Consider the following 23,616-nt stretch of genomic DNA (forward strand, 5'->3'; position numbering starts at 1 on the left):
ACGGCGCGAATGATTGGCTTAGCCCATGGCGAAATCATGCGTAGTCGCCCGTCTGGTCGGCGATCGCTTCATTTTGTCGTGCTGCCACTTCTCTTCGCCTTAAGTGGTTGCAAGGTCGATCTCTACGCGCAATTGCAGGAGCGCGAGGCGAATGAGATGCTCGCGCTTCTGATAGACAACGGAGTTGACGCGGTCCGGGTTGCCGCTAAGGACGGGACCAGCACGATCCAGGTCGACGAAAAGCTGCTTGCCTTCTCAATCAACCTCTTGAATGCCAAGGGGCTGCCGCGCCAGTCTTTCAAGAACATCGGCGAGATATTCGAAGGATCAGGACTGATTGCCTCGCCGACCGAGGAGCGTGCCCGTTACGTTTATGCTCTGAGCGAAGAGTTGTCGCGCACGATCAGCGATATTGATGGCGTCTTCTCAGTACGTGTTCATGTCGTTCTGCCGAATAACGACCTGTTACGAGCGGGCGGCACGCCATCCTCGGCCTCGGTCTTTATCCGGCACGACGCCAAAGCAAATCTTTCCGTTCTGCTGCCGAAAATAAAGATGCTCGTCGCCGACAGCATCGAAGGCTTGTCCTACGAAAAGGTCGAAGTGGTTTTGGTGCCAGTGGAACGGTCCGTACATGAGCAACCCTCCGTACCGGCGACTGCGTTGGCCCAAGCGTCTAAATCCTTTCCTGCGCCACTTCTGGCGATCGTGATGGGTGTTGCCGCAGCTGTATTCGCTGTGGCGTGCTATCTCTTAGCAAGTGTTCTTCGGCATCGGCGCAGACAATCATCGGGCGAATTATCCAAGATCGGGGGCCGCTCGGGTGTTTCCGCTGTCGAGGCCATTCGAAAAAAAATCATTGGCCGTGCGGCATAGGTGATATTCTCAATGCCCATTTCGATGCAGACTAGCGATCGCGATCATTCGTCGCAATTGCGTTCCGCGTACTGGAGCAAGCTTGCTGCTTCGGCCCATCCGACTCGTCTTGCCGCCTGTCTGGATCCGACGTTATCGGCTGCGACAGTGGTGCAGTTGCAGACCTGTGCCAGGCTGCAGCCAAAATTGGCAGAATTGCTGCTTGACAATGACACGGATTCGAACGGATGCGGCTGGCCGGATCTTCTGCAGGGGCATGACCCGCGTCGGGCTGCCCTCTTTGCGGGTAGTGTTTGGCATGCTCGTTCGCTGCTGAAGCTTGTTTCACAACGTCACCTCACGGTGCTAGTTGAACATATCGGCGCTGATGCGCACGCTTTTGGCATCCGACATCTGGCGTATGCGATCACAGGCAGTTTGATCGCGGATCCGAAAAAACTCGCGCTCCAAATTGAACACGATGGACATGCCTGCCTTGGTGCTTGGCTCGATCAGAGTCCAGTGCTTGAGCGTAACCGCGTGCTTCTACGGTTGCCCCTCGGGACAGCCGCCGAGAATCCAGCGCCCGAGCACGGCAATGCCTCAGGCCAGTTGTTTTCGCTCGTGCTAGCCCATTTTGAGACGGAGATCCCGGCGCTATGACAGCCGATGTTTCCGCGGCGCCCGTCGCACCGCAAATGCGCCCGGTTGGGCCACTGATACCGGCAAGTGAGCTCGAAATCTGGCAGTGCGCCGCAGAAGCGCGCGCTGCGGCAGAACGGCATCAGCAGCGGGTTCGCAGTTGGGCACGCGCCGCTTATCAGCGTGAGCGGGCGCGCGGCCAAATCGAGGGTTTGAATGCAGGCGCGGAGGAGTTGGCACGGCTGATTGCGGGGACAGTCTCCGAAGTGGCGCAACGAAAGGCGGTTCTGGAGCAGGAACTGCCACAGCTCGTGATGGAGGTCCTAAGCGATATTCTGGGCGCTTTCGACCCGGGTGAGCTGTTGGTGAGGGCTGTTCGTCACGCCATTGAGCGCAAATACAGCGGCGCGGAAGTTTGCCTTCATGTATGCCCCATGCAAGTCGATATGCTCGCGCGCGAGTTTGCTGGATGCGACGGAAGGGAGGGTCGGCCGAGGGTTCGGATCGATCCGGATCCGACGTTGTCGCTTCAACAGTGCGTGCTGTGGAGCGAGTATGGCAATGTCGATCTGGGACTTGACGCACAGATGCGCGCGCTGCGTCTCGGCTTCGGGTTGCTGTCTGAGGAAGGCGAACCGTGACCACGCCGGTACCAGAGCATAATAATTTCGCTGGCATCCGGGCTCCCGATCCGGCGATCTCGTCTTTGAGGTCTGCAGCAAAGCAAATCGACACGCGTGTGGTGCGCGGACGGATCACGCGGGCTATCGGTACACTGGTCCATGCTGTCTTGCCGGACACTCGTATTGGGGAAATTTGTCTCCTACAGGATCCGCGAACCGGACTGTCGCTGGAAGCCGAGGTGATCGGCCTGTTGGATGATGGGGTGTTGCTTACGCCGATCGGCGACTTGGTCGGCCTGTCCAGCCGCACAGAAGTCGTGGCCACCGGACGAATGCGTGAAGTGCCAGTCGGCCCCGATTTGCTCGGCCGCGTGATTGACAGCCGTTGCCGTCCACTTGACGGCAAAGGCGAAGTTAAAACGGCCGAAACTCGTCCGCTGCGCGGCAGGGCACCCAATCCGATGACAAGGCGCATTGTTGAGCGGCCATTCCCGCTCGGAGTCCGTGCCCTGGATGGTCTCCTGACATGCGGCGAGGGCCAGCGGATCGGGATCTATGGCGAGCCTGGTTGTGGCAAGTCGACGTTATTGTCGCAGATCGTAAAAGGTGCCGCCGCTGACGTTGTCATAGTCGCCCTCATAGGCGAACGCGGACGTGAAGTTCGTGAATTCATCGAGCGGCATCTTGGGGAGGCCGGCCTGCGCCGTACGGTCGTTGTCGTTGAAACGTCCGACCGCTCAGCAGTGGAGCGGGCGCAATGTGCTCCTATGGCGACTGCGCTCGCCGAATATTTTCGCGAACAGGGACTACGCGTCGCTCTCATGATGGACTCGCTGACGCGCTTCTGCCGCGCCATGCGAGAAATAGGCCTCGCTGCTGGTGAGCCGCCGACCCGACGGGGCTTCCCTCCTTCCGTGTTTGGCATGCTGCCAGGCCTGCTGGAGCGGGCCGGCATGGGTGAGCGCGGCTCGATCACGGCCTTCTACACTGTGCTTGTCGAAGGTGATGGCACAGGTGATCCAATCGCCGAGGAATCGCGCGGCATTCTCGATGGCCATGTCGTCCTCTCACGCGCTATCGCGGCGCGATCGCATTTCCCCGCTATCGATGTGCTGCAGAGTCGCAGCCGCGTGATGGATGCGGTCGTTTCTGGGACACATCGCAAGGCAGCATCCTTCTTCCGCGATCTCCTGTCGCGCTATGCCGAGAACGAGTTTTTGATCAATGTCGGCGAATACAAGCAAGGCGGCGATCCCCTAACTGACCGGGCTGTCGCGTCGATTGGCGAGCTGAGGGAATTTTTGTGCCAGACCGAAGGCGAGGCGTCGCATTTCGAGGAGACGGTCGCATGGATGTCGCGTCTGACCGCGTGAATCGTGTTCAGGCCTCGAAGTTACGGCTCCTGAAGGAAATGCAAGAGCGTGGTGCCCGTAGGGAGCTGTCCAAGAAGGAAACCGAGCGCCATATGGCCACCTTAGCCGTACACAATGCCTCGCAGGGGCTTGCAATCGCACAGCAACATTGCGCTTCGGCCGAAGCAGCGCTCTACCAAGAGCTGATGACGCTCGACAGCTTGTCCAGCGCAGCACTCGACCGTCACGACCTTTGTATTGACCGGCTTGCGGCTGAGATCGCTTTCAAACGCCAGATGCTTGATGATGCACGCCTTGCTCAAGAAAAGGCCGAGATAGCGGCATCTGAGAAGAGGGAGCTATGGGTCAGATGTTCGGCGGCAACGCACAAATGGCAACAAATCGACGATGACGTCAGGCGCGCGGTCGATATTCAGTCGGATGCCGCAGGCGAGATAGAGGCCGACGATGAAATGTTGCTTCGGTATGGGAGGGTTTCTCTCGCCCAGATGTCCCGCAACCAGATCCGATAACCGCAGGTTCTGTGAATGACGCGCTCGTGCAGTTTAGAGCCGCTTTGGTAACCACTGTGGTCAGACCCGCTATACTCGAACCAGCGCTAACACTGTCCCACGAGGTCGCCTCGTGGCTCAATGATATAGCGACTTCCCGCACGCCGTTTCAGAGCCGGATCGGCGACAAGTCGCTATCGCTGCGGATGGGCGGAGTTGTGTGGCAGCAGGAACCTACTGCCATTCCGATGCTTGACTGCATTTGGCGGGTGGGAGGTGAAACGGTCGTCTTGTCGCTGTCCCGACCGCTTGTAGAGGCGCTCGTCTCGACAGTGCAGAGTGGCCTTGCTTTCCCTTCCGAGCCAACTGCTTCGCTCATTCTCGAACTTGCACTCGAGCCGCTGATAGCTCGCCTGGAGCTCAGGACACAGCGGAGCGTGCACCTCCTTTGCGTGCGTGAAGCCATGACACCGGCACCTTATCTCGAGCTGGATATCGTCTTCGGTCCCGTCAGTGGCAAGGGTCGTCTGTGCCTGTTCTCGCCTCTTGATGGCTTGGTGCCGTCTGCGTTCCGCGCCTTGGGCGTACTGATTGGGCAGTTGCCGCGACAGCCGCGCGGGCTTTCCACAGAGCTTCCGGTCATAGTTGCAGGAGAGATCGGCACGCTTCGCGCTCCGGCGGCGCTTCTTCGAAGAGCATGTGCCGGTGATGCTCTGATACCAGACATAGCGCCGTTCGGCCGTGGCCAGATCACCCTATCAGTGGGTCAGTTATGGACCGAGGCAGATCATGAGGGCGACCACCTAATCCTGCGGGCGCCTTTCCGCCCGCGATCGTGCCCGTTGGAGAATGCGCATATGAAACAACCCGAATCTCAACTAAGGCCGTCGGAAGCCGATCTCGACGAAATCGAGATCATGCTTGTCTTTGAATGCGGCCGCTGGCCTATCCCTCTAGGAGAATTGAGGAGTGCCGGCGAAGGGCATGTTTTCGAACTTGGTCGGCCGATCGATGGTCCAGTCGACATAGTTGCTAATGGTCGGCGTATCGGGCGTGGCGACATTGTGCGCATCGGAGATGAGCTGGGCATCAGACTCTGCGGCAGATTGGCATGCAATGACTGAGATTCAGCCGGCCGTCCTGACGCTTCTTGCGGTTACCGCCGGACTCGGGCTGCTGGTTTTAGCAGTCGCCACGACCACGGCGTTCGTAAAGGTATCGGTTGTTCTATTCCTCGTCCGCAATGCGCTCGGGACCCAGACGATACCACCGAACGTGGTACTATACGCCGCGGCATTGATCCTCACCATGTTCGTTAGCGCGCCTGTTATTGAACAGACCTATGATCGCCTCACAGATCCGAAACTGCGTTATCAGACGATCGATGACTGGATAAGCGCCGCTCAAGAAGGAAGTGAACCCTTGCGCGATCATCTCAAGAAGTTCACGAACGAAGAGCAGCGGCGATTTTTCCTTTCCTCGACTGAAAAAGTCTGGCCAGAGGAAATGCGTGCCAAAGCCACACCTGATGATTTTGCCATTCTCGTACCATCTTTTCTAATTTCAGAACTCAAGCGTGCATTCGAAATCGGCTTTCTCCTTTATCTGCCCTTTATCGTCATCGATCTTATCGTAACGACAATCTTGATGGCGATGGGCATGTCAATGGTATCCCCGACGGTTATATCTGTACCTTTCAAACTATTTTTGTTTGTCGCTATTGATGGCTGGTCGAGATTGATGCACGGACTTGTGTTGAGTTACACGATACCGGGAGGTTAACTATTACTGAATCGACTATTGTCACACTTATGAGCCAATCTTTGATGGTTTTCATGATCTGGATTCTGCCGCCGCTCATTGCATCGGTGGTTGTTGGCCTGGGCATTGGCATCATCCAGGCGGCAACGCAGATTCAGGATGAAAGCCTGCCGCTCACGGTGAAGCTTCTGGTCGTTGTCGCGGTAATTGGCCTGTTTGCCCCTGTGCTGAGCGCCCCGCTCATAGAGCTTGCCGACCAGATCTTTACTGAGTTTCCCGCAATGACACCAAGCTACTAGCCTCCGCCATGTATGCGTCATCGGGCGAGATTCAAATCCTGATCCATGCGGCTCTCGAGCTCGTCGTTGCGGCCAGTCTTGGCGCAGCCCGCGCGATAGGCATTATGCTGATACTTCCTGTATTTACACGATCTCAGGTCGGTGGGCTGATCCGCAGCTGCCTGGCTGTTGCCTTCGGACTGCCGTGCTTGGCACACGTGAGCGACGGGCTGCACGCGCTGGATCCTGAAACGGTTCTAATCCATGTAACTCTGCTCGGTTTGAAGGAGGTTTTTGTCGGCGTGCTACTTGGCACTTTGCTCGGCATCCCCCTATGGGGCCTTCAGGCGGCTGGTGAGTTTATCGATAACCAACGTGGCATCACCAGCCCGTCCGCTCCGACCGACCCCGCGACGAACAGCCAGGCTTCCGCTATGGGCGTTTTTCTCGGGATCACTGCAATAACGATCTTCGTCGCATCAGGAGGTATGGAGGCTGTCATCAGTGCTCTTTATGGCAGCTACCTGATCTGGCCCGTTTTTCGGTTTCACCCCACATTGAGCCCGCAAGGAGCAATGGAGCTATTAGGGCTCCTCGACCACATTATGCGCACGACATTATTGGTCTCCGGCCCTGTCGTGATCTTCCTGCTGCTGGTGGATGTATCAATGATGATACTCCGTCGCTTTGCGCCGCAATTCAAGTCGAGCCAACTGTCCCCGACGCTCAAGAATATCGGCTTTCCGATTATCATGGTCACCTACACCGCCTATCTGGTCGAGGGCATGAAACTGGAGATTGCACAAGCGAATGGCGCGCTTGAGTGGTTCGGCAAGTTGCTGAAATGAGCGACACGAGTGAAGAAAAGAATCACGCCGCCACCCCGACGAAGCTAAGGGAAGCGCGCAAAAACGGGCAGATACCGCGCAGCGCCGATTTCGTCCGCGCGGCCGGCACTTGCGCTGGGTTCGGCTACCTTTGGCTGAGAGGGAGCGTGATCGAAGACAAATGCCAGGAAGCGCTATTACTGGTCGACAAGCTGCAGAACCTTCCTTTCGATATCGCGGTCCGGCAGGCATTGGTCCTGCTGATCGAACTCACCCTGGGGGCCGTTGGCCCGCTGCTTGGAGCTCTCGTCGCCGCGGTAATTTTGGCGGGATTGATAGCCAATGGTGGATTTGTCTTCTCTCTCGAGCCTATGAAGCCCAAGTTTGAGAAGATTGACCCTTTTCAAGGGCTGAAACGCATGGTGTCTGCGCGTTCAGCAGTCGAGCTTGGGAAGACACTGTTTAAGGTAGTGGTCCTCAGCACCACCTTTCTTATCTTGCTTTTCGACATGTGGAAGACGGTGATCTATTTGCCAGTCTGCGGCATGGGCTGTCTCGGCTTGGTCTTTACGGAGGCGAAACTGCTGATGGGGATTGGCGCCGGTGCACTTCTGGTGGGCGGGCTGATCGATCTCCTGTTGCAGCGTTCGTTGTTTCTGCGCGAAATGCGCATGACCAAGACCGAAGTGACGCGCGAGTTGAAGGAACAGCAGGGGACGCCAGAGTTGAAGAGTGAACGGCGTCGCATCCGCGACGAGACAGCTGGCGAGCCTCCGCTTGGGTTGAATCGCGCCACGTTGATCTTCAGAGGAAAGGCGATACTGGTCGGTCTTCGCTACATTCGTGGTGAGACCGGGGTGCCGGTCCTAGTTTGCCGCGCCGAGGGCGAGGCCGCTTCGCACATGTTCTATGAGGCGCAGGCGCTACATCTCACTATTGTCGATGATCATGTCCTAAGGCCTGTTGAGATTCAGGATTCCACTTTTGGCTTGGTTGTGATTCAAGCTTCGGATGGAACGATTTGTGCTGACTGACGCCCAATGGGCGAAGATGGAACCGCATTGCCTGGGTAAGCCAATTGACCCTGGTCGAAGTGGAAGCGACAACCGCCGCTTCATCGAAGCCGTGCTTTGGATCGTGCGCACGGGAAGCCCGTGGCGTGATCTTCCAGCTTTCTTCGGGGGCTGGAACACCGTTTTCAAGCGATACCGCGATTGGGTCAAAGCCGATGTTTTCATTCGGCTTTTCGAGGCCTGTTCGGACCAGCCGGATATGGAGTATGCCATGATCGATGCAACCATCGTCAAGGTCCACCGCCACGGCCAGGGCGCAAAAGGGGGACTCAAAGCCAGGCCATAGGCCGATCCAAGGGCGGCATGACCACCAAGATTCTCGCGCTCACTGATGCGCTCGGCAATCTCGTGCGCTTCGTTCTCCTGCCCGGCCATCGTTTCGATACGGTAGGCGTTGCGCCGCTCATCGACGGCCTCTCCTTCGGCGGGCTGATCGCCGACAAGGCTTTCGACAGCAACAGCATCATCGCCGATCTGAACGAGCGCGGCGCCAGGATCGTTATCTCGCAGCATCCGAGGCGCGCCTTGCCGCTGCCTCTCGATCTCGAACTCTACAAATGGCGTCATCTCATCGAAAACTTCTTCTGCAAACTCAAGGAATTCAAGCGCATTGCCATGCGAGCTGACAAAACAGACCAGAGCTTCAACGCCATCATCCATCTCGCTGCCGCCGTCATAAACTCACGATGAATCTCAACAGGCCTTAGCGCATCAGCTCATCAGCGCAACGAAACTGGGCAACGCCGTTCCCAGGCAACATTTCGAGCCCGTCGCGAGAGCACTCTTCGCCGCAGGCTTAGCCTAGATGTGGCGCCTCAACAGGCTGTCCTCGGTGAGGCCGAGTCTGCTGATTGGCGTTGTGGGATTAGGCTGCGGTCTGTTCCACAGCCAGGCAGGCAGCTCGACGGCGCGATCATGGGAAGTCGGGCATGGGACGGCATAGGCCTATTCCCCAAGACCACGCTTGATGAAGCGCCCGGCCTTGCGTTGGTCTTGGCGTGTAAGTTTGATGCGGATGGGCTTGAGCCCAAGGATGCGGCAATCCTCGCGAAGGCTTTCGCCTTGTAGCCGAAGCCGGCCTAGTAGGCGACCGCCTCGTATGGTCGAATTGGTAGCTCGTCCGATATCCCTGCACGCGTAGTGCCACCGGGCAGACGGATGCTATCACCGGATCGACCTCGATCGCGGCGACTTGAGAGGCCTTAGCCATTAGACCGCCAGGACCGGGTGTTTTGCGCGTGAAGGAGTGCCGCTGAGCCTGCCGACGCTCGCCGACCAGGTTGGCGCGGCCACATTCGCGTTCGTGCCCATCCATCGTCGATCGAGCCTCATGTCCTCCTCGCCGACCGATGGCACGGCGGCGATACAAACGTGCCGGTCCTCGCCAAGGGCAAGACCGATACTGGCAGGCTGCGGGTCTATGTCCGCGTTCGGCGGTGTCGATCCGCCCGCCGGGCTGTTTCATTATTCGCAGCTACCGGCGTGGCGAACATCCACGGGTCCATCTTGGCACCTGGTCCGCGATCCCGCAGGCCGACGCCTATGGCGGCTATGGCGAACGCCACGCGCCGCCGGTACTCGAAGCAGGGCGCATGCGCGCCGCAAATTGTTCGAGCTCGCCGGAAGCCGATCTTTGCCACAATCGCCTAAAAGAGGATCATGCGCGTACCAGGGCAATCTTTACGTTAAGGTCGGATTGCACAGGGATATACTTGCCACAGGAAGCGGCTTGTTCCGCCGTTCCGGCTCCGGTTTCGCCTCTGCGCTTTCAAGGCGCGCCAGAAGCCGGGCCCGCTCTCCCGCAGCCTTTTCCACGCTGGCCTGCTTGACGTGGCCGTAGCCGCGAATGAGAGCCGGGACTGACGCCAAGGCAGCAGCCGCCTCTAACTTCGCTGGCGTCACGATGCGGGCGATGCGGTCGACATCGGCCTCGTAGCTTGCGAGCAGGCCGCGCTCCGTCCGCCGCTCGGCGGAATAGCCGAACAGATCGAGCGCTGATCCGCGCAGGCCCTTCAGCGACGCAAGCAGGCTGAATGCCTTCATCATCCCCGGCCCGAAACTTGATTTCTTTGGCTTTCCGTCCGTGCCGCGCCGGCCCATGATCGGGGGCGCGAGGTGGAATTCCAGCCGGTCGTATTCCTGGAATTGCGCCGCCAGTTGGCGCTGGAACGATCCGTCCGTGTAGAGGCGGGCGACTTCATACTCGTCCTTGATAGCCATCAGTTTGAAGAGGTTTCTCGCCACGGCCTCGGCGACCGGGGCGGAGCCCGGCAAGACTGCCTGCTCGGCCTTGCGGACGGCCGCGACACGATCGGCGTAACGCTTCGCATAGGCGGCGTTCTGATAGGCGGTCAGGAACTCCACTCGACGCGCGACGATCTCGTCAAGCGTCTGTGCGATACCGGGCTCCGCCGCCTGGCCAGGCCGGCCGAGCATTCCTTTGACGAAATCCGGCTGATGCGCCGCGCGCCGTCCCCAGCGGAAAGCTGCGATATTCATGGCGACCGACTCGCCATTGAGTTCGATGGCGCGTTCGATCGCCTCCGCCGGCAGCGGCAGCCCGCCATGCTGGTAGGCAAAGCCCAGCATGAACATGTTGGCCCCGAGCGAATTGCCGAACAGCGCCGACGCAGTGCGCGTGGCGTCGAAGAAATGCGCCTTTTCGCCGGCAGCCTCGCGAATGGCCTCCTTCAGCCGCTCCACGGGCAGCGAAAAATCGGCCGAGCGCGCGAAGTCGCCCGGCATGATCTCGGCGGTGTTGGCGACGAAGATCGTATGGCCCTCGCGCACCGCCGCCAGCACCTTCTTGTTGCCCGACACGACCAGGTCGCAGCCGAGAACGAGGTCGGCCTTGCCCGCCGAGACGCGGATGGCGTGGATATCCTCAGGGGTTTTTGCGATGCGGACATGTGAAAAGACCGCCCCGCCCTTCTGCGCCAGGCCCGCCATGTCGATCATGCCGCAGCCCTTGCCCTCCAGATGCGCCGCCATGCCGAGGATGGCGCCGACTGTGACGACGCCGGTGCCGCCGACGCCGTCGATGATCGACGACCAGCCGTCGCCATTGAGCGCAAAAAGCTGTGGCTCCAGCACGCCTTCGAGCGGATCGGAGTTTCCTGCCATGCCTTTGGCCTTGCGAATCTTCGCGCCATGCACGGTGACGAAGGACGGGCAAAAGCCGTTGACGCAGGAGAAATCCTTATTGCAGCTCGACTGGTCAATGCGGCGCTTGCGGCCGAACTCAGTTTCGACGGGTTGGATCGAGGCGCAGTTGGATTGGACGCCGCAATCGCCGCAGCCTTCGCAGACGAGCTCATTGATGATGACGCGCTTGTCGGGGTCCGGAAAGGTTCCCCGCTTGCGGCGGCGGCGCTTTTCGGCCGCGCAGGTCTGGTCATAAAGCAGCACGGACACGCCCTTCACCTCGCGCAACTGCCGCTGCACCAGGTCGAGATCATCGCGATGGTGGATGGTGGAACCGGCGGGAAACCCTATCCCGGCGGCGGCATACTTGCGGGGTTCGTCGGTGACGATGGCGATGCGCTCGACGCCCTCGGCGTGCACCTGGCTCGCGATCATGTCGACGGTCAGATTGCCTTCGAGCGGCTGGCCACCAGTCATAGCGACGGCGTCGTTGTAGAGGATCTTATAGGTGATGTTCGCGCCCGAGGCGAGCGCGAAGCGCAGCGCTAGCGAGCCGGAATGGTTATAGGTGCCGTCGCCGAGGTTCTGGAAGATGTGCTCGCGCGTCGAGAACGGCGCCTGGCCGACCCATTGCGCGCCCTCCCCGCCCATCGCGGTGAAGCCGACCGTGGAGCGGTCCATCCACAGCGCCATGAAGTGGCAGCCGATGCCGGCGGTGGCGATCGAGCCTTCGGGCACTTTGGTCGAGGAATTGTGCGGGCAGCCGGAGCAGAAGAATGGCGTGCGCGCGCCAATGTCCTTCTTGTCGGCAAGCGTCGCCTGGAACTGCTTTAGCCGAGCGACCCGTGCAGTAATCTCCTCCGACGGTCCGATCGTCTCGACGATGCGCTCGCCGAGCGCGATCGCGATATCATTCGGGTCGAGGGAACCCTTGGCCGGGAAAAGCCAGCCGCCGCGCTCGTCCTTCTTGCCAATCACCATGGGCTGCATGGCCGTGTTGTAGAGGCTCTCGCGCAGCTGGACTTCGATCAGCGAGCGCTTCTCCTCGACGACGATCACCTTCTCCAGGCCACGCACGAAATCCGCAATGTGCTCGAAGTCGAGCGGCCACGGGCAGCCTATCTTGAACAGCCGCACGCCGAGCTGGTTGGCGCGGGCTTCGTCGACGCCGATATCCTCCAGCGCCTGGCGTACGTCAAGATAGCTCTTGCCGATGGTGATGATGCCGATCTTCGGATTTCGGCCGCCCGAATAGACGATTCGATTGAGATCATTGGCCTTGATGAAGGCCGCCGCTGCGGCACGCTTGTGTTCGTGCAGACGCGCTTCCTGGCCGAGCTGGTCGAGCTCGTGGCGGATATTCAAACCGCTGGGCGGCATGTCGAACTCGGGGATGATGATGTTCAGCCGGTCGAGCGACGCATCCACCGAAGCCGTCGATTCGATATTGTCCTTGACGCATTTGATCGCCGCCCAGGTGCCGGCGAAGCGCGACATGGCGTAGCCGTAAAGGCCGTATTCGATCAGTTCCTGCACACCCGCCGGATTGAGGATTGGGATCATGGTATCGACGAACACGAACTCGGTGGCGTGCGCGTTGCTGGATGATTCCGCCATGTGGTCGTCGCCCATCAGGGCGAGCACACCGCCATACCTGGACGATCCGGCGAGATTGGCGTGGCGAAAAACGTCGCCGGAGCGGTCGACGCCCGGACCCTTGCCGTACCAGATCGAAAAAACGCCGTCATATTTGCCTTCGCCGAGCAATTCCGTCTGCTGCGTACCCCAGCAGGCCGTAGCGGCCAGTTCCTCGTTCAGCCCGGGCTGGAAAACGATGCTGGCGTCGGCAAGCTGCCGTTTGGCTTTCCAGAGCTGGAGGTCGAGACCGCCGAGCGGCGAGCCGCGATAGCCCGAAACGAAGCCGGCGGTGTTAAGCCCCGCGCGGCGATCGCGCTCGCGCTGCATGAGGAGCATACGCACGACCGCCTGCGCGCCCGACAGGAAGATGCGCTCCTTGGAAAGGTCGAATTTGTCGTCGAGCGCAACGTCATGAAGCGTCATCTGCAATTCCTTCGACGCGACAGCTCAAATCGGGCGTCCGCTTCAGGCAAGTTTTGGCCGGGGTGTTCCGCGCACCAGCGCCGCTCGCCCTTTTTGCGATAGTTGAGGTGCGGGGCCGGCAACCCGTGCAGTTCGCGGCATACGCTGTTTGGACCAGAGAGGCTCAACTGCCAGCATCTGGACCAACGACCCTCTGGCCTCCAGATTTCGGAGGTATGACTCATGGTGTCACCACAAGCGGCACTTAACTGCGAGCCCCCGACTATATCGCGTGTCGAGCAGCCGGTGTCGACCGGTGCTCCACCGCGGCAAGCGGATGGCGTGGGTGGCCGCTGAACCCTCCGGTCAACAGGGACTTGCAGAACGCAGGGGTGAGCTTGCCGCGGTGGATTACGACGTTCTCGTGACCGGTCGCAGCCCGGGCGTCCTGCCACTGGCGATTGTGGCCGCGCTGTTCATTGGATTTGACGTGGCAAGCGACGAAGTCGGCGTCATTCAGCGTCGCCAACTGCCCCGCATGTACCGACTCCTTCGTATGGATGTGCACCCACATCGGTTTCGGCATTGCACCATTGCGCAGCGCCTTGGGCTGCAGCCGGATTTCGAATAGCGTCCCTGGCTCCCCCCTCAACGGCTGCGGTGGATCCGCAGGCGTCAACTCCTTGGCCTGCCGCAAGTGTTCAAGGTACTTCTGCGACGGAAATGCGTAGGTCTTCATGCATTCGATCGTAATCGTGGCCTTTTGCTCTTTCAAAGCCTTGGCCAGTCCCTGCGCCTGGCCCAACATTCTCTTGAGCTGTTCTGTGTCTTCGTGCACTTTGGGTACTTGCGAAGGCGAGAGTCGGAGGAGACTATCATGCTGCTTAAACGCGGCCAGACAGGCCTGCATCTCGGCGGCCTGGGTCTGCAGACGCTCGACCACGGTGTCCACGACGTGTTCGGCGTTCTCGGGTTTCATCTGGCGCGCTTGCGAGACGGCCTTTTGCTGACCAGCCAGATCGAACTTCAGGAGTTCGGCCAACCGTGCCAGCATCTGCTCCGAAGCCGGGGCCTGCCAGATCGCCAAGCGTGCAGCCGCCACCGACGCACTCGCATCCGGCGCCTCCTCCGCACTCACGAGCTTTTTCGTACCTAGATCGGAAAGCACGACAACCTTGGCTGCTGGCGCCGGATCGCCGTCGTTTGCAGCGACTTGCGGCTCCGGCTGGCCGGCGGCCGAAGAGCTAGCACCGGCGGCCGAAGTGCCGGCGCCAGCGGCCTGCTTGTCTTTCCCTTTCCCGTTCGCTTTCCGTTTCTTGCCCACTGCAGTGCCTTGGGCCCCTGCAGCCTCGCTGGCAGTGTCGGCCGGTATCGCAGCGCGAGCGTCGGCCGGCGGTGCAATGATGGCTTTGGTCTGCAGTTGTTGTGCCAAGGTTTCGGCGATTGTAGCCGTGCCGGCAGTGCCGGCCGGTTTTGCAGCACCAGCGGCTGCCGGCGATGCAATGATGGCTGGCGACTTCGGCTGCAGTTCCAGGAAGTGCATGACCTCGTCCGCAGTGATCCATGCGTCGTCCACGATCTGGCCCAACAGTTCCAATGGGAGGCCGGCACCTGTTCGGTCATCGCCTAACTTGGCAAGCATGTCGTGCAACGCCAATCCAAATTCCGAAAGCCGCTCCATGACTCCTTCCAGCACGGCGCAGTGCTCTGCGTCGAGTGGGCGCCCTTCGCTGGACAACACAGCGTCGCCGGTCGAGTGGAATGCCGGAAAAACGTCGCTGATGAAGGTCCCCAGCAGACGCACCTTCCGGTCCTCACCTATGAGGATTTCCCTCACGGCTGCTTCGAACGTGCTCGCCAGCGGCTCAATCTTGATCTGCGCGAGAGCGACCCGCGATTGCAGCACCATGACCTTCAAATTCGCTGCCCAGCCGGTGTGCAGGCGCAGTGCGGCCTGTTCGCCCTCTCGCATCTCGGCCGTTGCGCTCGGTAAGTTGGCAGTGGCGGCGCAGACGGACCGCATCCGTTCGCAGCGCCGCAGCTTCTTTTCCCACCACTCCATGAGGGCCACATAGTGCTTCGCCACACTGGAAACTGCTCGGCTCAGCGGGTCGCGGGGAGTGTTGGATGCGCGCAACTTGTGGAGTACCGCGTCCGCAGCCTCCCTTTTTTCGCGCAAGGCGTAGAGTATGTTGGTGGCAAACATGTTGCAGTGCTTCGCCCGATTGAGCGTTTCGTCGCGGAATTCACGCGCCCGATCGTCGGACAGAATGCTACGCGCCACTGCCGGGGGCAGGCTTGCGTAGTAGTTCAGAACTGTCGAGCCTGCATTGATGAACCGATCCATCTGATCTTGCGCCTCCTCCAACGAGTCGTGTCCGCGCAGGGCCGCATTACGGCAACCGTCAAGCTCGCTAAGCAGGCCGAGCATTCGTAGCTTTGCCGCGTTGATTTCTTCGCCTGTCAAGGAAATGGGAACTGCCACACTCGAGCTTGGAGGCTGGCTGGCGACCGGCGCCGTAGCTCCGCCCTCGGACGCAGTGGCCCCACCCTCCGAGACTGAGGGAAAATCGCGTTGCCGCGCAATCGCTGCAGGTGGCGCAGCGGCTTCACGTGGCGCAGCAGTCAGGGTTCGATGTGCGCCAACGGAGTGGCCGGAAGACCCGTCGCCCAGGGCATCATCGGCACCGCGCGCGGAGGACGTCCCTCTATCTTGAGCCCCAGAGCGGATCCGCTCGACAACGGATCCGAACGATTGACTGCCTTCCCCAAGAGCAACACTGGATTGCGAGCGCGAACTGCTCGCCCCCAACGTGCTGTCGGCTCCAGCATTCCCTATGCGCGATCTGCCAGGTCGACCAATGCCCGTCATATTACATCTCCGATATTGGCAAGAATGCGCCCATTGTGTTGGGGCTGATGTCGCTCAGCCGTAGTGGATCTGGGCCCTGACCTGCGGGAGCTTGGTGCGCCCTGTACCACTGCTCTCTGTCCTCTGCCGAGACTAGTGGAGGCTTGCTTGCTGCCTTTCACCGGCACGGTTGTTCGCCCACTTACGCCGAAAATGAGCTGCCGCTGGAACCTGCTCCGGCTAAGCGCATCCGGGCAGCCATGTCTGCAAGCCTTTGGCTTCTGCGTCCGATCGCCGGGCGGTTACCAAGGTCAGCTTAGCCAAAGTGGGGTAGTGCACATCGGACGAGCCACCAATTGACCATACATGACGATTCGCACTCCTATGTTTCGCATTGAGTTCAGGCTGGCTTGGCGTGGCAGGTCTAGACCGCCTAGCTGACGATTAGCTGACGAAGGGCTCCTCGGGACGCAAAAACCGACCTGGCTCATGCGTTAGCGATTGGGGTATCTTAGTTGGACGTGAAGGGAGCGCAGACGGAAATGTCAGGCGGGGGCTCGGGCTATAACTTTCCGTTCCGCGATAGCGTTGACGCGATGGAGCGCTTTGAGCCGGCTGCGCGAACAGATTACGGAAGGTTGAGAAGATCGAAGAAGTGCTGCAGGTTTTCCAGCGAACGGAAGCCTTGCTCGTGCGCTTTCGCAGCGGCTCGTGGGAATTCTTGGCCCAATGTTAGGGCCCCTGTGCGTGCGGTGCTCGACATCCGGGATGACCTGCCGTTTCGTTGCTCTGTAGGAGCGCAGCTGTCGGTAATGATGCGCGTTGGTGCCAGGCCTGTTGTTCAACAGACGGTGAGCAGGCGCCTAGCGGCCTTGGTACTGCGGCGATCCTGGACGTTCCCGTCGAGAACATATCAATCCTGCTCGACAGCCCGCCACAACCCATGAACGTGCGTCTACCCCAGCGCCTCCTCACAAGATCAGCGCGAGAGCCGTGCCCTCCCCTGATGCGGTCGGCTGCAGGTTCCCAAATGGGCGATTTCCCGGTTCGGCCAATACCAGTCATGGTCTAGCTCCGATGCAGGGGAGATACGTTCAGCGTTGTCGGTGATCCTTAGACGCTTGGTCGTCGAGCGCTGCCTGGCCCAAATGAACGCAACCGCCGCCTCTCTTCGTGCCACGTCGATTCCGGCGTGGCGCCCTGCTTGATGTCAACTCGCGCAAGAAGGATGGCAATGATCCAGTGGACACCGCGTTTAGTTCCCCGAAGCTGCGTTGGTGGCCCGCTGAAAAAACTTCGCATCGAAGGCGGGGAGCACAGACGCGCTCAGGCCGGCGGGTCACTGACCGGCAGCGGCTATTGATAGCGCAGTGGCGCAGCCTGGACGCGCCGGAAGCGTAGGACGACCGAATGGATATCCAGGTGATGCGCACGCAGTAGCGCCGTAGGTTGGGCGGCCGACGCGCGGATCGCAGACGTTTAATACCGGCACAAACAGGCGTCGCGTGCGTGCAATCGGTGACTAAGAGAGAGCGGAGAGCAGGAGTACGGCCACAGCACAGCCTGATGGCAGGCGGCAACCGGCGTCACCTGTGAGGAGGACCGCACCGACGGTGGGCGCTCAGTCACGGCCTGACATGTCCTGGCTTTCTTTGCGCCATCTTAAGGCGACAACATCATTCGCGTCACTACAACTGCCGCGCTAGAACCGACTGTCCACATCATGACTTGCCGCGCACGAAGGCCAGATCGTGCACGACCATTTATTTTGCGGTAGCGCCGCATTTTGTTGAGACTCGTCAGCTTCTCGAAAGCTCACGCTCATAGCTTGAGGAGATTGAGCTTGTTACGCGTCGCCGCCAATGGAAACAGATGCCGGAGTAACTGATGGTCGCAGCAATTGGTAGTGGAGGTGGCAACATCGGTGTTTCCTTGGCCCAAAAGGGCCATGGACATTCGGATGGACAGCCGCATCAAGGATCCACCGGGTCTTCTGGTCAGAGCAGGCCGGTTGGCGGGAGCGAACCGGCGGATCGTCCAACCATTTCTGACCAAGCTGCAGTTCAAAGCGAGTTCGAAAGCACTCTTCGTGCGGTTGCGCTGCAAATTGCAAGCGATGCCATGGATGAAGCGGAGGATGCTATGGCAGAAACTGAAGAGGATGCCTGACGTCGGATGGTCCGCGTCAGGAGGTGCGTGCTGTTGGTGACGGCACAGTTTGAACAGAAAGGAAAACAACATGAGTAAAGTAGGTACTGCTACTAGTGCGGCTGGTACTGCCGCTTCAGGTGCTGTAGACGTAGCTACCAAAGCTGCTGGGGCTGCCGCGTTCCAGGCGCAACTCGCGGAGCTAACGGCGGTTAGCTTGGAGGCTACGGCTAGGAGTATCCAGCTGCGCACTCTTACGACCAACCTCAACACAATCAAGAAGGCGGCCGACGAACGCGTTCAGTAGTGTCGGAAGCGGGGCTCTAGAGTAGCCCCGAACGTGCCCCCCCAGGTGGCGCGATGTGGAACCAAGATGAGCCGCATGGCAATTGCCGTGCGGCTTCTCTTCTTGTTCGGGAGATCATCCTTGAATGACGCCGTTTCCCTTCATTTCGAAGTTCTGTCGGGGCTCTATTGCGGACTGACCGGTAAGGCGGCTCTAGAAACGGGCTTGATCGGCAGTGGCCTCGATGCGGATATAATCTTCGTCGAGCAAGGACTCGCGCCGCACCATTTTCGTATGGCTCTTCTTGGCAATTCGATCGAGGTCGAGGCGCTTGCAGCCGGCCTCAGGATGGAAGACAACAGGAATATTGCGGCAGGGGAGTGCGTTGTGGTGCCCCTTCCGGTCGTCATTCATGCAGGCGCGATGTCCATTCTCTGGTCAGTGCAGGATGCTGCGCCAGCCAGTGCGATCGGCATACCACGTCTTTCCATCTCCGTGCTTGCCTTGGTGTTACTCGGCTCTCTCGGGATCGGCGCGCTCTCGGCCATTTTCTCCTACTACGGCAACGCTGGTGCATTGAGCACCAATTCACCTGGTGCCGACCTTGAGTCCAAGCTGAGCAGTAACCGCGCTGACGATCAGACTAACGTGGCAGCGGCCAAAGACCTGCAACAGGAAGTCGACAAAGCGGGCCTGCTCGATATTAAGATCGGCTCCGCAAAGGGTGTTGTGACCGCTGAAGGGACCGTCACGTCTGCATCGGTCATCGGTTGGCAGAAGGTTCAGCAGTGGTTCGATCATCGCACGAAGGGCGCTCTAACACTGGTCAATGGAGTGGTCATCAAAGAGGAGAAGGCGCCATCCGCAATCGCCGTTGAAGCTGTTTGGCGCGGGCCCCTGCCGTATGTCGTAATCGCTGGTGAGAAGTATTTTGTCGGCGCCATTTTGGATGATGGGTGGATGGTCGATCGGATCGAGGACCGTCGTGTGCTGCTCAGCCGAAATGGCCGCCTTGCTGCTCTCTCGTATTAATGATTTCCAAGTTCGCAGGCCATATTAAGGAGAACGCCATGGTCAAGCTGCCCCATCTATCCTGTTGCCTCGCTATCGTGCGGTGCGTGAAGGCATCGTCGTCCCGCGGGACGAGTTACGGCGAATTGTGCTGCTCCGGCAGAACCGGAGCAGCTTGATCAAAGGCTAGCTGCTCCGGTTGCGGCTCGCTGCCCACGGTAGTTTTCGGGATATACAGCTGCTGCGGCTTTTCGCGTATGCGTTCATCTCGAAGGTCATCAGCGGTGAGGCCCTTACGGTTCAGGACAGACTGGGTACCTCCTGGCAAGCACGTCCTCGTGCCTGCCTCTCGTTCTCAAGCGCAAGCGATGCCCTCTGATGGGTCTTCGAAAGCTGCGTAGCAGCAGAGCAATTCTCAAACCATCATAGAGGGGCCTCGGATGGCCAACGTTTTGCGTAACTTCATCGAGCGTGCGCCGGCCAACCCGGACTTAATGGTCGCGTTGATGCTGCTTCTAGCCGTAGCTATGATGGTCATGCCAATCCCGATCATGGTGATCGACACGCTGATCGGATTCAATATGGGATTGGCCATACTGCTGCTATTGGTCGCCCTGTATGTCAGCACGCCACTCGATTTTTCGTCGTTGCCCGGCGTCATTTTGATATCCACGGTATTCCGTCTGGCGCTCACCATCGCAACGACGCGACTGATCCTGGCCGAGGGGGAGGCAGGTAGCATCATCCACACCTTCGGCGATTTCGTAATCTCAGGCAATATCGTCGTAGGTTTTGTCATATTTCTGGTCGTGACCATGGTGCAATTCATGGTCCTCGCGAAGGGCGCCGAACGTGTCGCAGAAGTGGCGGCGCGCTTCACGCTCGACGCTCTGCCGGGCAAGCAAATGGCGGTCGACGCAGAGTTGCGCAACGGCCACATCGATGCCAACGAATCGCGCAGGCGGCGCGCCACATTGGAGAGGGAAAGCCAACTTTATGGCGCGATGGATGGCGCAATGAAATTTGTGAAGGGCGACGCCATTGCCGGGCTGGTGGTTATCTTCATCAACATGCTGGGTGGGATTTCGATCGGCCTGCTCTCGAAGGGCATGTCGTTCGGCGAGGTGCTGCATCACTATACTCTGCTGACGATAGGTGATGCGTTGATCTCGCAGATTCCGGCCCTGCTGCTCTCAATTACGGCGGCGACCATCGTCACTCGCGTAACTGGGGCTGTAAGTTCCAACCTTGGTACGGACATAGTCAAGCAACTCACCGCCAGTAAGCGAGCATTGCGGCTGGCGGCCTGCGTCTTGGTTGTGATGGGGTTCGTTCCTGGTTTCCCCCTGCCCGTCTTTCTGATCTTGGCCGCAGTCTTCGCCGCGGCAAGCATTGTCAAGGGTGATGTGCCGGGCGGCGGCAAGGTCGATGCTGCAACTGCAGCGCCAGTAGAGAAGGAAACCGTCCGTGCAGAGGCATGTCCGATCGCCTTCTTCCTTGCGCCGAGCCTTACGCATGCGATCGACCAAGTTGAATTGCAACAGCACATTGCACGCGTTTCGCAACTAGTCTCGGCCGATCTCGGCATTGTCGTTCCGCGCATCCCGGTCGCGGTCGACCAGCAGCTGCCCGAGTCGCAATTCAGGATAGATGTCGAGGGCGTGCCAGTCGAACAGGATTTGATTAATCCGACACAGCTCACCCTCACAGACGATCTGGCGAGCATTGAATCGAGCGGCATCCCATTTCGGCATGATCCAGAAATGGACAAAATCTGGGTCGAACAAAGCCATGCGCCGGCTCTCAATGCCGCCGGCATCGGGCATCACCGTCCCAGCGAACGCCTCGCGTTGCGTATCCATGCGACCTTGACCCGCTATGCACCGCGCTTGGTGGGCATCCAAGAAACCCGCCATTTGCTGGGTCGCATGGAGCAGGAATACGCTGATCTGGTGAAGGAGGTGCTGCGCACCACGCCGATCCCTCGGATTGCCGATGTGCTGCGCCGCCTGCTGGATGAAGGTATCCCTATCCGCAATACCCGACTCGTCTTGGAGGCATTGGCCGAATGGAGCGAACGTGAGCAAAACGTCGCACTGCTCACGGAATACGTTCGTTCTGGCATGAAGCGGCAGATCTGTCACCGCTATGCCACACACGGAATCGTGCCCGCCTTCGTTATCGAACGTGAGACTGAGGATTTCATGCGCAGCGCCGTTCGGGATTCGGCTGCAGGCCCATATCTCGTGTTAGAGGATCGGCAAAGCGAAGCGCTGCTGTCACAGATGCGTCAGATCCTTTCCAGCGCAGCACCGGGTCAGACCCTCCCTGTCGTATTGACTTCAATGGATGTCCGACGTTTCGTCCGCGGTTTTCTAAGCCGAAACGGGATCGATCTTGCTGTTCTGTCTTATCAGGACCTCGCCTCCGACTTCACGATTCAGCCCGCCGGATCGATCAAGCTCCGACTGGAACCAATATTGGAACGTCACGGAAACCGCGCAATATCGGCGTTGCCGCCAACTGACAGCCAAAGCGCTCGATGATAGGGAAAACCAAGCATGAATTCACATGAGAATGCAGTCGCTGCGCCGTACTCAGTTCTCTTCGCAGTGCTCGCCATTCTGCCTCTCGCGGGTTGCACTAGCTGGAATAAGCCGGGTCTTTCAGTGAAGGAGACATCGCCACCAGAGTTGCTGGGCGCCAATAACATCGATCCGGCTATGCGCGAACGCATTTGGCGCGCAGTCAGTCAGGATTCTCAAGTGCAGGCTTTGCGGGATGATCTGAAGCAGCATCCGGACAATGTCGATGCGGCAATCCGTCTTACGAAGGCCTTGCTGGCGCAGGAACGCGCGCATGAGGCGCTTCAGGTACTCGACAGCGTCTTAGTTGCCGTCCCAGGAAATTTGCGTGCATTGAATGCGAAGGGAGTTGTCTTGGATAACGAGGGGCGGCATGACGCGGCACAAGCGCTATACCGCCAAGCTCTCGAAGCAGAGCCAGAGAATCAGATGTTGCACCATAATCTCAACCTGTCGCTAGCGTTTGACGGGAAGTCCAAACGGAGTGCGTTGGCACCATCGCGATAGAGGCATAGCGGGAGCGCTGTACGCGAGCTGTGACGGCATTGGACCTACACAAGCAGACACAGCAGGTATGCAGGCGGTGTTACGTTAACTGGCGGTCAGCTTTTGGAGCATAGGGCGACGGTATGAACGGTTCGCCCGTTAGCTGCAATCGCCACCGCCGCCCGAGGTCATTGCTCACGCGGTCCGGCTTTATTCCGATTTCCGCTGAGCTTGGGTCTGGTTGACGAAATGCTGCTGGAGCGCGGCATTGTGGTCCCCTACGAGACAATCGTATCCCTCCGCCGAAGGCCGTCTGTCTTGATTTGATAAATGGCCTTAAGCCCATGCCTTATGTCATGCGCTACAGTCATTTCACGAATTGAGGTCCTGCCTGCCGATGACCTTGGTCGCCGGCGGGACTGGACGGACGAAGAGAAGATCCGCATCGTCGAGGAGAGCTTGCAGGGCTATCGGCAGGGTTCGGCGACGGCTCGGCGCTACGGGCTGTCGCGCTCGCTGCTTACGACCTGGCGTCGGGAATACCGGAGCGGCGTTCTTGGCAGTGCGGCTGCACATGGCTTCGTGTCGCTGGCGATTTCGCCGCCGGAAGCCGAGCCTCGCGAGGTGGTATCGCAGCCTCGGTCCGACAATGAGGTGCAGATCGAGATCGGTCTGCCGAATGGCCGCCGCCTGACGATCCCGGCGACGCTCGATCCGAACATCGTGGCCCGTCTGTTGCCGGTTCTGGACGCGTCATGATCGCCTTTCCGGCCGGGGTGAAGGTCTGGATCGCGGGTGGCGTGACGGACATGCGTTGCGGCATGAACAGCCTGGCGCTGAAGGTGCAGGAAGGGCTCCGGCGCGATCCTCATGGCGGCGAGATCTTTTGCTTTCGGGGACGCAAGGGCAATCTGATCAAGATCCTCTGGCATGACGGGGTTGGCATGTCGCTCTATATGAAGCGCCTGGAGGCGGGGAAGTTCATCTGGCCGGTCAGCCAGAACGGCTCTGCCGTTCCTGTTTCGTCAGCGCAATTGGGCTACCTCCTTGAAGGGATCGATTGGCGTAATCCACGCTGGACACAGCGACCTGCGAAAGCAGGATGATGTCCTTATTTCACTGTTTTTGTTAGGTTTTCTCTC

General features: G+C 59.5%; 19 protein-coding genes and 1 pseudogene. 18 read left to right on the top strand and 2 right to left on the bottom strand.

Features of this window, described 5'->3' with window-relative positions; genetic code table 11:
• The first annotated feature begins 9 nt into the window (after window positions 1-9).
• The 12 genes and pseudogenes from sctJ to AC56QP_RS13170 all read left to right on the top strand — a co-directional run.
• Entirely contained in the window at window positions 10-876 is an 867-nt protein-coding gene (gene sctJ, locus AC56QP_RS13115; RefSeq protein WP_497100512.1) for a type III secretion system inner membrane ring lipoprotein SctJ, read from the top strand.
• 12 nt (window positions 877-888) lie between these two features.
• Window positions 889-1,518 (top strand): nodulation protein NolU, encoded by a 630-nt coding sequence (locus AC56QP_RS13120; protein WP_497100511.1) that lies wholly within the window; start codon window positions 889-891, stop codon window positions 1,516-1,518.
• Window positions 1,515-2,138, top strand: coding sequence for a type III secretion system stator protein SctL (gene sctL / locus AC56QP_RS13125; protein ID WP_183455251.1), 624 nt, complete (start codon window positions 1,515-1,517; stop codon window positions 2,136-2,138). The genes AC56QP_RS13120 and sctL overlap by 4 nt, the downstream gene beginning before the upstream one ends.
• The gene (sctN, locus tag AC56QP_RS13130) at window positions 2,135-3,493 is read left to right on the top strand and encodes a type III secretion system ATPase SctN (protein ID WP_497100510.1); all 1,359 of its coding nucleotides are present in this window, start codon (window positions 2,135-2,137) and stop codon (window positions 3,491-3,493) included. Before sctL ends, sctN begins: the two co-directional genes overlap by 4 nt.
• Window positions 3,469-4,005 carry a hypothetical protein gene (locus tag AC56QP_RS13135; protein ID WP_497100509.1) on the top strand — a complete coding sequence of 179 codons (537 nt, stop codon included), beginning with the start codon at window positions 3,469-3,471 and terminating at the stop codon, window positions 4,003-4,005. The genes sctN and AC56QP_RS13135 overlap by 25 nt, the downstream gene beginning before the upstream one ends.
• A gap of 26 nt (window positions 4,006-4,031) precedes the next feature.
• Window positions 4,032-5,108 carry a type III secretion system cytoplasmic ring protein SctQ gene (gene sctQ, locus AC56QP_RS13140; RefSeq protein ID WP_497101049.1) on the top strand — a complete coding sequence of 359 codons (1,077 nt, stop codon included), beginning with the start codon at window positions 4,032-4,034 and terminating at the stop codon, window positions 5,106-5,108.
• Window positions 5,101-5,766 (top strand): type III secretion system export apparatus subunit SctR, encoded by a 666-nt coding sequence (sctR, locus tag AC56QP_RS13145; RefSeq protein ID WP_464615194.1) that lies wholly within the window; start codon window positions 5,101-5,103, stop codon window positions 5,764-5,766. The genes sctQ and sctR overlap by 8 nt, the downstream gene beginning before the upstream one ends.
• Window positions 5,767-5,795: 29 nt before the next feature.
• Window positions 5,796-6,044: an EscS/YscS/HrcS family type III secretion system export apparatus protein gene (locus tag AC56QP_RS13150; protein WP_183465589.1), complete on the top strand. Its 249-nt coding sequence runs from the start codon at window positions 5,796-5,798 to the stop codon at window positions 6,042-6,044.
• Between the two features lie 8 nt (window positions 6,045-6,052).
• On the top strand, window positions 6,053-6,871 hold the full coding sequence (gene sctT, locus AC56QP_RS13155) for a type III secretion system export apparatus subunit SctT (protein WP_497100508.1): 819 nt from the start codon (window positions 6,053-6,055) through the stop codon (window positions 6,869-6,871).
• Window positions 6,868-7,884: an EscU/YscU/HrcU family type III secretion system export apparatus switch protein gene (locus tag AC56QP_RS13160; protein ID WP_497100507.1), complete on the top strand. Its 1,017-nt coding sequence runs from the start codon at window positions 6,868-6,870 to the stop codon at window positions 7,882-7,884. Before sctT ends, AC56QP_RS13160 begins: the two co-directional genes overlap by 4 nt.
• A protein-coding gene (locus tag AC56QP_RS13165; RefSeq protein ID WP_489861503.1) for an IS5 family transposase occupies window positions 7,862-8,613 on the top strand; the annotation gives its coding sequence in 2 pieces (ribosomal slippage) (window positions 7,862-8,192 and window positions 8,192-8,613; 753 coding nt in all). Before AC56QP_RS13160 ends, AC56QP_RS13165 begins: the two co-directional genes overlap by 23 nt.
• 541 nt (window positions 8,614-9,154) lie before the next feature.
• Window positions 9,155-9,494: pseudogene (locus tag AC56QP_RS13170) on the top strand (IS66 family transposase); the annotation flags it as partial.
• Between the two features lie 109 nt (window positions 9,495-9,603).
• On the opposite strand, the gene AC56QP_RS13175 reads toward AC56QP_RS13170, so the two are convergent.
• Both AC56QP_RS13175 and AC56QP_RS13180 read right to left on the bottom strand, forming a co-directional pair.
• Window positions 9,604-13,128 (bottom strand): indolepyruvate ferredoxin oxidoreductase family protein, encoded by a 3,525-nt coding sequence (locus AC56QP_RS13175; RefSeq protein ID WP_497109053.1) that lies wholly within the window; start codon window positions 13,126-13,128, stop codon window positions 9,604-9,606.
• Between the two features lie 262 nt (window positions 13,129-13,390).
• Window positions 13,391-15,574, bottom strand: coding sequence for a T3SS effector XopP-like protein (locus AC56QP_RS13180; protein ID WP_497100505.1), 2,184 nt, complete (start codon window positions 15,572-15,574; stop codon window positions 13,391-13,393).
• A 2,271-nt stretch (window positions 15,575-17,845) separates the two neighbouring features.
• On the opposite strand from AC56QP_RS13180, the gene AC56QP_RS13185 reads away from it, so the two are divergent.
• The 6 genes from AC56QP_RS13185 to tnpB all read left to right on the top strand — a co-directional run bounded on the left by AC56QP_RS13185 (window position 17,846) and on the right by tnpB (window position 23,580).
• Window positions 17,846-18,127 carry a nodulation protein NopC gene (locus AC56QP_RS13185; protein ID WP_258598547.1) on the top strand — a complete coding sequence of 94 codons (282 nt, stop codon included), beginning with the start codon at window positions 17,846-17,848 and terminating at the stop codon, window positions 18,125-18,127.
• Window positions 18,128-18,533: 406 nt separating this feature from the next.
• Window positions 18,534-19,424: a SctD/MshK family protein gene (locus AC56QP_RS13190; protein WP_497100504.1), complete on the top strand. Its 891-nt coding sequence runs from the start codon at window positions 18,534-18,536 to the stop codon at window positions 19,422-19,424.
• A 419-nt stretch (window positions 19,425-19,843) separates the two neighbouring features.
• Window positions 19,844-21,949: a type III secretion system export apparatus subunit SctV gene (gene sctV / locus AC56QP_RS13195; RefSeq protein WP_497100503.1), complete on the top strand. Its 2,106-nt coding sequence runs from the start codon at window positions 19,844-19,846 to the stop codon at window positions 21,947-21,949.
• A gap of 15 nt (window positions 21,950-21,964) precedes the next feature.
• Window positions 21,965-22,495: a tetratricopeptide repeat protein gene (locus tag AC56QP_RS13200; RefSeq protein ID WP_183465580.1), complete on the top strand. Its 531-nt coding sequence runs from the start codon at window positions 21,965-21,967 to the stop codon at window positions 22,493-22,495.
• Between the two features lie 330 nt (window positions 22,496-22,825).
• Window positions 22,826-23,233, top strand: a complete 408-nt coding sequence (gene tnpA, locus AC56QP_RS13205) for an IS66-like element accessory protein TnpA (RefSeq protein ID WP_497100502.1) — start codon at window positions 22,826-22,828, stop codon at window positions 23,231-23,233.
• Window positions 23,230-23,580 (top strand): IS66 family insertion sequence element accessory protein TnpB, encoded by a 351-nt coding sequence (tnpB, locus tag AC56QP_RS13210; protein ID WP_497100501.1) that lies wholly within the window; start codon window positions 23,230-23,232, stop codon window positions 23,578-23,580. The genes tnpA and tnpB overlap by 4 nt, the downstream gene beginning before the upstream one ends.
• Window positions 23,581-23,616: the final 36 nt, after the last annotated feature.

The sequence above is a fragment of the Mesorhizobium sp. RCAM 05104 genome, from assembly GCF_059683645.1.